This window comes from Xanthomonas sp. SHU 199 (assembly GCF_000364665.1).
In the GTDB taxonomy this organism is placed as follows: domain Bacteria; phylum Pseudomonadota; class Gammaproteobacteria; order Xanthomonadales; family Xanthomonadaceae; genus Xanthomonas_A; species Xanthomonas_A sontii.
This window is the reverse complement of the sequence record NZ_AQOI01000767.1, coordinates 1-4326: the sequence shown is the minus strand read 5'-3', so window position 1 is coordinate 4326 and position 4326 is coordinate 1. Positions and strand designations below refer to the sequence as shown.

The window sequence follows — 4326 nt, the reverse complement described above, 5'->3', positions numbered from 1 at the left end:
CGGATCGGAATCGGCTTCGGCCAGGACCGCGGCGGCAATCTGTTCGGGTGTCGGACCGGCCGGTGCGGGCGCCAGCGCCTGCTGCGACATGATGCCGGCCAGGGCCGGATCGGCATCGGCTTCGGCCAGGACCGCGGCAGCGATCTGTTCGGGCGTGGGGCCGGCAGCGGCCGGGGCGGGCGCCGTCGTCGCGGCGTCCGCTTGCACGTCGGCGACCGCGACCGGCGCGGGGCTCGGCGGCACGGCCTTCTGCTCCTCGGCGATCACGTCGTGGAGCAGGCCTTCCAGATAATCGTCGATGATCCCGGGGGTGCTCATGCGGCTTGCTCCATCGGCGTGGCGTCGCTGGCGATCAGCCATTCCAGCGCGCGGCGGTAGGCGGCCAGGCCGCGGCCCGGGTAGTCGCCCGGCACGCCGGCCACCGTCAGCGCCTTGACGTTGCAGATCTTGGTGTCGACCGGGATGGCGTCTTCCCACACCCGCTCGCCGTAGCTGTCCTGCATCTGCCGCAGGGTCTCGTTGCCGGCGCGGGTGCGCTTGTCGAACAGGGTCGGCAGGATCGAGGCGGGCAGGGGGCGGCGGCGCGAGCGCTCGACCATGTCCACGGTGCGGACCATGCTGGCCAGGCCGTGCAGGGCCAGCGGCTCGGCCTGGGTCGGGATGATCACGCGGTCGGCCGCCGCCAGCGCGTTGATCATCAGCAGGCCCAGGGTCGGCGGGCAGTCGAGCAGGATGTAGTCGTGCTGGCCGGCGTGGCGGGCCATGGCCTGCTGCAGCGCCAGGCCCAGGCCGGGCTGGTTGGCGCTGCGCCGTTCCAGCGTGGCCAGCGCGGTCTGCCCGCAGACGAAGCTCAGGCGCTCGACCGCGGTGTCGCGGGCCAGCGCGGCGAGTTCGCCCGGCGGGGTCGCGAACAGGTCGAGCACGCCCGGCGGCTGCGGTTCCTGCGGCACGTCGAAGGCCCGGGTCAGCGAGGCGTGCGGATCGAGATCGAGCATCAGCACGCGGTGCCCGAGCATGGCCAGCCCACGGCCCAGGGCCAGCGTGGTGGTGGTCTTGCCCACGCCACCTTTCTGGTTGGCGATCGCCCAGATGCGCATCAGTTGACTCCTTCAATGGCAGGTACTGCGCGGGGGCCGCCGGCGTTGCCGGGGGCCGCCGCGGCGGGGGGTGTCGGGGTGGCCGGCGCGGCGCCGGCGCTCAAACGATCGGAGGCCGACGGCGTCGCATCGCCGCTGTCGCCGGAGTCGGCCAGGATCACCAACACCACGCGGCGGTTGGCGTTGCGGCCGGCCTGCGTGTCGTTGCTGGCGCGCGGGCGGAACTGGCCGTAGCCGATCATCGACAGCCGCGAGGGCTGCAGGCCCTGGTCGGCGAACAGGTGGACCACGCTGGCCGCGCGCGCCGCCGACAGTTCCCAGTTCGAGGGGAACTGCGCGGTGGCGATCGGGGTGTTGTCGGTGTAGCCCTCCACGCGCACCCCGTTGGGCACGCCGGACAGCACCTGCGCCAGTTCGGACAGGGTGGCGCGCGCGCTCTGGTCGAGCGCGGCCGAGCCGGAGCCGAACAGGATGTCGCTGTTGATCTCCACTTCGATCCACAGCCCGGCGCGGCGCACGGTGATCAGCTTCTTCTGGATCAGCGGCGCCAGCGCGGCGCCGAGGCGATCGGCGATGCTGTCGAGCTGGCGCTGCGCGCGTCGCAGCTGCTGCGCGTCGCGCAGGTCGTCGCCGCGCTGCGCGTTGCCCGAGGGCAGGCGGTTGGGATCGGGCAGGGTCAGCGCCGGGCTGGACTTGATCGGGGTCGGCCGCTCGCCGCCCTGGCCCTGCAGCGCGTGGTCGCCGACCTGCACCGGACGCAGGGTCGTCGGGGTGCCGCCGAACGCGGCGCTCATCGCGTCGGCCATGACCCGGTACTTGGCTTCGTTGATCGTGGACAGCGCGTACATCACCACGAAGAAGGCGAGCAGCAACGTCATCAGGTCGGCATAGGGGATGGCCCATGCCTCGTGGTTGGCGTGCTCGTCGTGGGAGTGCTTGCGGGCCATTCGGAACTCAATGCAAGAATCCGGCCAGTTTCGATTCGATGTTGCGCGGGTTCTCGCCCTGGGCGATGGCGATCAACCCTTCGATGATCATTTCGCGTTCGCCGCAGCTGTGCTTGATCACGCTCTTGAGCTTGGCGGCCATCGGCAGGAACAGCAGGTTGGCCGAGGCGATGCCGTAGATGGTGGCGGTGAACGCGGCGGCGATGCCGTGGCCGAGCTTGCTCGGGTCGGCCAGGTTCTTCATCACCGCGATCAGGCCCAGCACCGCGCCGATGATGCCCAGGGTCGGTGCGTAGATGCCCATGCCCTCGAACACCTTGGCCGCGGCCAGGTCGCAATGTTCCTGGCCTTCCAGGTCGATCTCCAGCATGTGCCGGATCGCTTCCGGCTCCACGCCGTCCACCAGCATCTGCAGGCCCTTGCGCACGAACGGATCCTGCTGCTGCGGCACCTGGTTCTCCAGCCCGAGCAGGCCCTGGCGGCGCGCGATGTTGCTCCATTCCACGATCTGCTTGAGCAGCGCCTGGCGGTCGCTCGGCGGCGGCCACAGGATCCACTTGGCGATCTGGAACGCACGGCGGAACACGGACGGCGGGGTGTGCACCAGGATCGCGGCGACGGTGCCGACGATCACGATCACGAACGCAGCCGGCGACCACAGCGCCGAAATGCCGGCGCCCTTGAGGATGCTGCCGCCGATGAGCGACAGAATCGCCAACAGCAGGCCGATGAGACTGAGCTTGTCCATGCAGGAGGTATCGGCCAGGGGGCGGGGGACTTGAAGGGGGCGGGATTCGGGAATCGGGATTTGGGATTGGCAAGAGCGCGAGGGCGGAGGGTTGGTCGGTGTGCCGTAGGAGAGGCTTCAGCCGCGACGCGCGGACCTTGGCGCGTTGCCTAAACACAATCGTTCGGATCGTCTCGGCAATTGGCACTGCGCTGCGCGTGCTATCGCCAATCCCAGCCTCACCGCGTCGCGGCTGAAGCCGCTTCTATGGCGGAATCAGGGAAAACGAGGCCCCGGGAAGCCGCCGTTGCGAATCCCCACTCCCGAATCCCCATTCCCGGCCTTCAGGCCTTCAAGCCATCCACATCCAGAATCAGCGCCAGGCGGCCATCGCCGATGAGGGTGGCGCCGGCGTAGCCGGGCAGGCCGCGCAGCGAACGCGGCAGCGGCTTGATCACCACTTCCTCGCGGCCGCGGACCTGGTCCACGACCAGGCCCATGCGCGATTCGCCGGCCTGCAGCACCACCACGGTGAGCAGCGGCAGTTGCGGGGCGTCGATGTTGAGCCACTGGCGCAGGTCCACCAGCGGCAGGGTGTGCGACTGCCGGTCGAGCACGGCGCGGCCGTCGAACCAGCCCAGCGAGCGGCGCGGGGCGTGCAGCACTTCCACCACGCGCGCCAGCGGCAGCGCGTAGACGGTGTCGCCGGCCTGCACCAGCAGGGTCGGCAGGATCGCCAGGGTCAGCGGCACGCGGATCAGGAAGCGGCTGCCACGGCCCAGTTCGGACTGGATCTGGATCTGCCCGCTGAGTTCGCGGATGCGCGACTGCACCACGTCCATGCCGACGCCGCGGCCGGAGATGTCGGTGACTTCGGATTTGGTCGAGAAGCCGGGCAGGAACACCAGGTGCAGGCATTCCTCGGTGCTCAGGCGGGCCGCGGCCTCCGGATCGATCAGGCCCTTCTCGCGGGCCTTGGCGCGCAGCCGTTCCGGGTCGATGCCGGCGCCGTCGTCCTGCACCTCGATGCTGACGTAGTCGCCTTCCTGCTGCGCCGACAGGCGCACGTGGCCGCCGCGCGGCTTGCCGGTGGCCTCGCGCAGCGCCGGCGCTTCGATGCCGTGGTCGATCGCGTTGCGCACCAGGTGCACCAGCGGATCGGCCAGCGCCTCGACCAGGTTGCGGTCGAGCTCGGTGTCGGCGCCGATCAGTTCCAGCTCCACTTCCTTGTTGAGCGAGCGGGCGACGTCGCGCGCCACCTTGGGGAAGCGCGAGAACACCTTGCCGACCGGCTGCATGCGCGTGCGCATCACCGCCGACTGCAGGCGGGCGGTGGCGATGTCCAGGCTGCTGACCGCACGGTCCAGCTCCTCGTCGCGCAGGCGCACGCGCAAGGTCTTGAGGCGGTTGCGCGAGAGCACCAGTTCGCCGATCAGGTTGACGATCGCGTCCAGGCGCTTGGTGTCCACGCGCACGGTGTGTTCGGGCTCGGCGGCCTTGGCCGGAGCGGCCGCGGCCTTGGGCGCGGCGCTGGGCGCGCGCGGCGCCGGCTGCA

The 4326-nt window shown here is 70.6% G+C and carries 4 protein-coding genes and 1 pseudogene; all 5 read right to left on the bottom strand.

Annotation, left to right across the window (positions count from 1 at the left end; translation table 11 throughout):
* Positions 1-318, bottom strand: a pseudogene (locus D183_RS0121180) (chemotaxis protein CheW); the annotation flags it as partial.
* Positions 315-1097, bottom strand: coding sequence for a ParA family protein (locus D183_RS0121175; protein ID WP_017910758.1), 783 nt, complete (start codon positions 1095-1097; stop codon positions 315-317). The gene D183_RS0121175 and the pseudogene D183_RS0121180, both read right to left, overlap by 4 nt.
* Positions 1097-2044, bottom strand: coding sequence for a flagellar motor protein MotD (gene motD, locus D183_RS0121170; RefSeq protein WP_017910757.1), 948 nt, complete (start codon positions 2042-2044; stop codon positions 1097-1099). Before motD ends, D183_RS0121175 begins: the two co-directional genes overlap by 1 nt.
* A gap of 7 nt (positions 2045-2051) precedes the next feature.
* Positions 2052-2792, bottom strand: coding sequence for a flagellar motor protein (locus tag D183_RS0121165; RefSeq protein ID WP_010341770.1), 741 nt, complete (start codon positions 2790-2792; stop codon positions 2052-2054).
* Positions 2793-3115: 323 nt separating this feature from the next.
* Positions 3116-4326: chemotaxis protein CheA (locus tag D183_RS0121160; protein ID WP_017910756.1), on the bottom strand; the 1211-nt coding region annotated here is incomplete at its 5' end.

What these genes read in the sequence shown, in the direction of transcription:
- D183_RS0121175 (WP_017910758.1), bottom strand. Translation starts at nt 1,097, where the DNA reads ATGCGCATCTGGGCGATCGCCAACCAGAAAGGTGGCGTGGGCAAGACC.
- motD (WP_017910757.1), bottom strand. Translation starts at nt 2,044, where the DNA reads ATGGCCCGCAAGCACTCCCACGACGAGCACGCCAACCACGAGGCATGG.
- D183_RS0121165 (WP_010341770.1), bottom strand. Translation starts at nt 2,792, where the DNA reads ATGGACAAGCTCAGTCTCATCGGCCTGCTGTTGGCGATTCTGTCGCTC.